The sequence below is a fragment of the Spirosoma sp. genome, from assembly GCF_048594605.1.
Taxonomy (GTDB): domain Bacteria; phylum Bacteroidota; class Bacteroidia; order Cytophagales; family Spirosomataceae; genus Spirosoma.
Map to the genome: position 1 here is coordinate 1 of NZ_JBMDWV010000285.1, position 3,784 is coordinate 3,784.

The 3,784-nt window shown below is 47.1% G+C and carries 5 protein-coding genes and 1 pseudogene; 2 read left to right on the forward strand and 4 right to left on the reverse strand.

The features are described from left to right. The 3 genes and pseudogenes from ACOJS8_RS16955 to parS form a co-directional block, all read right to left on the reverse strand. Nucleotides 1-1,333: pseudogene (locus tag ACOJS8_RS16955) on the reverse strand (DNA topoisomerase (ATP-hydrolyzing)); the annotation flags it as partial. A 257-nt stretch (nt 1,334-1,590) separates the two neighbouring features. Beyond that, nucleotides 1,591-2,040: an RES family NAD+ phosphorylase gene (locus ACOJS8_RS16960; RefSeq protein WP_420149730.1), complete on the reverse strand. Its 450-nt coding sequence runs from the start codon at nt 2,038-2,040 to the stop codon at nt 1,591-1,593. Between the two features lie 25 nt (nt 2,041-2,065). Further along, on the reverse strand, nt 2,066-2,449 hold the full coding sequence (gene parS, locus ACOJS8_RS16965; RefSeq protein ID WP_420149731.1) for a type II toxin-antitoxin system Xre/ParS family antitoxin: 384 nt from the start codon (nt 2,447-2,449) through the stop codon (nt 2,066-2,068). A gap of 128 nt (nt 2,450-2,577) precedes the next feature. Between parS and ACOJS8_RS16970 the strand changes: the two genes are divergently transcribed. Both ACOJS8_RS16970 and ACOJS8_RS16975 read left to right on the forward strand, forming a co-directional pair. After that, the gene (locus ACOJS8_RS16970) at nt 2,578-3,156 is read left to right on the forward strand and encodes a DUF4142 domain-containing protein (RefSeq protein WP_420149732.1); all 579 of its coding nucleotides are present in this window, start codon (nt 2,578-2,580) and stop codon (nt 3,154-3,156) included. A gap of 63 nt (nt 3,157-3,219) precedes the next feature. Further along, nucleotides 3,220-3,543 (forward strand): hypothetical protein, encoded by a 324-nt coding sequence (locus ACOJS8_RS16975; RefSeq protein WP_420149733.1) that lies wholly within the window; start codon nt 3,220-3,222, stop codon nt 3,541-3,543. 10 nt (nt 3,544-3,553) lie between these two features. Here the strand turns inward: ACOJS8_RS16975 and ACOJS8_RS16980 are convergent. After that, nucleotides 3,554-3,784: hypothetical protein (locus tag ACOJS8_RS16980; RefSeq protein WP_420149734.1), on the reverse strand; the 231-nt coding region annotated here is incomplete at its 5' end.

Here is a 3,784-nt window from a genome sequence, read left to right on the forward strand (position 1 = left end):
GGAGTTTATCCCGCTCCAGACCCGTCAGGCGTTGTAAACGCATTTCGAGAATTGCTTTCGCCTGCACATCGCTCAATGAAAACTGCCCCATTAAACCGGTCCGGGCTACTTCAGGATCGCGCGATGAACGGATCAGATTGATCACCGCATCAATATTATCCAGGGCAATCAGCAGGCCTTCCAGAATATGCGCCCGTTTTTCCGCTTCGCGCAGCTCATACTGCGTTCGACGGGTTACTACCTCAAACCGGTGTTCAACGTAGTACTTCATCATATCCTTCAGGTTCAACAGCATTGGGCGTCCCTTCACGAGCGCTACGTTGTTGATACTAAAGGATGATTGCAGAGCGGTGTGCTTATAGAGGTTATTTAGAACGACATTTGCAATAGCATCTTTACGCAGGTCGTATACCACCCGCAATCCATCGCGGTCTGACTCATCCCTGAAAGACTAAATCCCTTAAATTTTCTTTTCATTTATAAGCTCGGCTGTTTTTTCAAGCATCACCGCTTTATTGACCATGTACGGTACGTCCGTCACAATGATCTGGGTTTTGCCTTTGTTTTCTTCAATCGTTGCGTTGGCCCGCATCACTACGCGGCCGCGCCCGGTTTTAAACGCCGACTTAACCCCTTCCATGCCGTAGATGGTAGCCCCCGTCGGGAAATCAGGTGCCTTCACGTACTGCATCAGGTCCTCAACAGAAATTTCATTGTTATCCAGATAGGCAATGATCCCATCCACCACTTCGGTCAGGTTATGAGGAGCCATGTTCGTCGCCATCCCAACCGCAATCCCCGACGAACCGTTCAGCAACAAATTCGGCAGTTTGGCTGGCATTACCGTCGGCTCCTGTAGCGAATCATCAAAGTTGGGCTGAAAGTCAACCGTTTCCTTATAGATGTCCGTCAATAGCTCATCCGCAATTCGCTTCAGTCGGGCTTCGGTATAGCGCATAGCCGCTGGTGAATCGCCGTCAATTGATCCAAAATTACCCTGACCATCAACGAGCGGATACCGTAACGACCAATCCTGAGCCATCCGGACCATTGTATCATAAACCGATGCATCGCCGTGCGGGTGGTACTTACCTAATACTTCCCCTACGATACGTGCCGATTTCTTATGAGGCTTATTGTAATTGACCCCTAATTCAGCCATTCCAAACAACACCCGGCGGTGAACGGGTTTCAGACCGTCGCGCACATCGGGCAACGCACGCGAGATGATAACCGACATTGAGTAATCAATATAGGCGCCACGCATTTCGTCCTCAATGTTAATAGGAATGATATTACTGGTAGATTCGAGGTCGGGATTTTCTTCCGCCATGTGCTAAAGGATTTTCACAGAAAATTACTATTCCGATTCACGTGCGAAACGCCAATCGCTTTATACACAAATATACAAAATTTTCAGGAGAAAAGAGAAATAATGCCGCAAATAAGCACCCAAATACGCTAAAATAGTGATAAAATCACGCTTCTAATTGCTAACGGTGAGTAACCAACAAAAACAGTATCATCTAAATGAAATACAATTCTATTTCAACTAAAACCTAACCGATACCCTGTTAAAAGTTACATATTTCAGGCTTTAATTCGGGGATCAAAAACAAAAGGTTCTGTACGGATTAAGCCTATACGTTGAAAATCAGGATGAGCCGGATTCAGCAGGTAATTCCATTCGTTACTGATTATCGCCGAAGGCACCTTTAAAACCGGAGACCGACCGCTACGGATCCACTCCCCTCCTATTCGCTGGCACGTCCCGTATTGCCGAAAATCAAACCAGTCGGCGGGCAACGTATCCGTAACAAGCAGGTCTATACGTAACTCATCCGGGATGTCGATGACCATAACCCGAAAAATCTCCTGAAGCCCTTCTCCACTCCGATGCACTACGTTCTCCAGACAAGCCAGCGCACGCGTAGCGGCCGTATAAATAACAAACTGCCCCCTTTCATTCCAGCGGGCTGCTCCGCCCGACGCGACTAATCGATCAGCATAGATGGCTTTTGTAATTCGATAAACAAGCATTGTCCGGTATTACGTTATTGCACGATCAGGCAAGGTCGCCGTATTCGATACGAGTGACCTCATCCATGATCAGATCGATCCCCCCGGACGTATGCAGCAACTCAAACGGAATCTGATTACCTAGGCCATAAGCCGGTTTATCCATCCACCGACGAAAGGCCGATGCTGATCCAAACACCGACTCTCCTGTCTGGAAAAGTGCCATGATTTTAAGCACTTTTTCGCTGTCCTGTGGATTAAGGCTTTTTTGTTCTCGTTCATACCGCTGAAACGTTTTTAATGACGTATCAAATACCTCGGCTAATTGCTCACGCTTATAACCGGTCAGGTCGGCAATCTCAAAGAAACGAGTGGCGGGTACTCCTTTTAATGCCAGGAATACCAGAGCCATGCGATCAGGAATAATCATACTACAAACTTAAGAAATTTGTCTCAAAAACAAAGAAATTTGTCCTAAAATTCCAACTCCTTTCATTTACCTTAAACCTAATAGCCTGATAATCGTTGTATCAACGGTTAACTAAACAAAACTACGTTATGAAAAAGATAAGTTTAGCGCTACTACTGGCTATCAGCACCTTAAGTTTCCAGGCCTGCAGCAGCAAAAAGACAGAAACTACCGATAGCGTTGAAAACGCAGATAGTGCAAACGAAGCAAAAGAAGAAGCCGGTACCGGACAGGACGACGACACCAACGAATTTGCCGTGAAGGCCGCGAATGGTGGCATGCTGGAAGTTGAACTGGGCCGCATGGCCGAAGAAAAAGCCGCCAGCAAGGACGTTAAAGATTTCGGCGCTATGATGGTAAAAGATCACTCGAAAGCCAACGATGAACTAAAAGCGATCGCTGCTACGCATAACATTACGTTGCCGACAACATTGGGCGAAGATGAGCAGGAACATGTAAACGAAATGGCGAAACTGTCTGGCGCTGAGTTTGACAAGAAATATGTCAGCATGATGGTTGATGACCACAAAAAAGACATCGATCTGTTTAAAAAGGCGGTTGATGATACCGAAACCAATGCGGCTGTCAAAGATTTTGCCAGCAAGACGTTGCCTACGCTGCAAAAGCATATGGATGCCATCAACGCCATTGACAAGAAAATGAAGTAAATCGCTCAAGGCAGTCAGCGAGTGGTCTTCTCGATCACTCGCTGATTTTAATTTACTGACTCGATGAAACGATATAAAGCACTTATCATTCTGGCGATACTGGCGGTTCTTGGTCAGGCAGGCAGGGCGCAGTCGACGACGGGTGCACGTAGTGGCGGTTCAACGGCTTCTACCGGTGCAGGCTATCTGACGGAAGGGAAACGACCGGCCACCACCAGCCCCCAGAGCATGACCATTGCCGACGAAGGATCTTCCCGAGATTATATGTACGTACCGCCCACTCAGAAAAATCGCTCGGCATCGCCCGATGGTTCAGACAGCTCCTCATCAGATAAGCCGAAGGCAACGGCCCGAAAGAAAACCGTGCAACCCAACCGACCGAAATAGCATTACCGGATTATTTATACTGACCTGCTTCAATAAGCTGCGTAAGCTGACGGTTTAAGGCTTTAGCCGTTTTTCCATCGAATATCCCGTAGTATTCTTCCAAAGGGGCATCATGACGGATTAGCATGTCCCTGATTTCCAAAAATGCCCGGGCGTTTACGTATTCGATGTAGAGCCAGTCTTCTTTTTTCAGTAAGGTAAACAGATTCTTGATGGTCAGCTCACTGTTTTTTTTGGAGGG

Coding starts and splice junctions, on each gene's coding strand:
- ACOJS8_RS16975 (WP_420149733.1), top strand. CDS start 3,220: ATGAAACGATATAAAGCACTTATCATTCTGGCGATACTGGCGGTTCTT.
- parS (WP_420149731.1), bottom strand. CDS start 2,449: ATGATTATTCCTGATCGCATGGCTCTGGTATTCCTGGCATTAAAAGGA.
- ACOJS8_RS16970 (WP_420149732.1), top strand. CDS start 2,578: ATGAAAAAGATAAGTTTAGCGCTACTACTGGCTATCAGCACCTTAAGT.
- ACOJS8_RS16960 (WP_420149730.1), bottom strand. CDS start 2,040: ATGCTTGTTTATCGAATTACAAAAGCCATCTATGCTGATCGATTAGTC.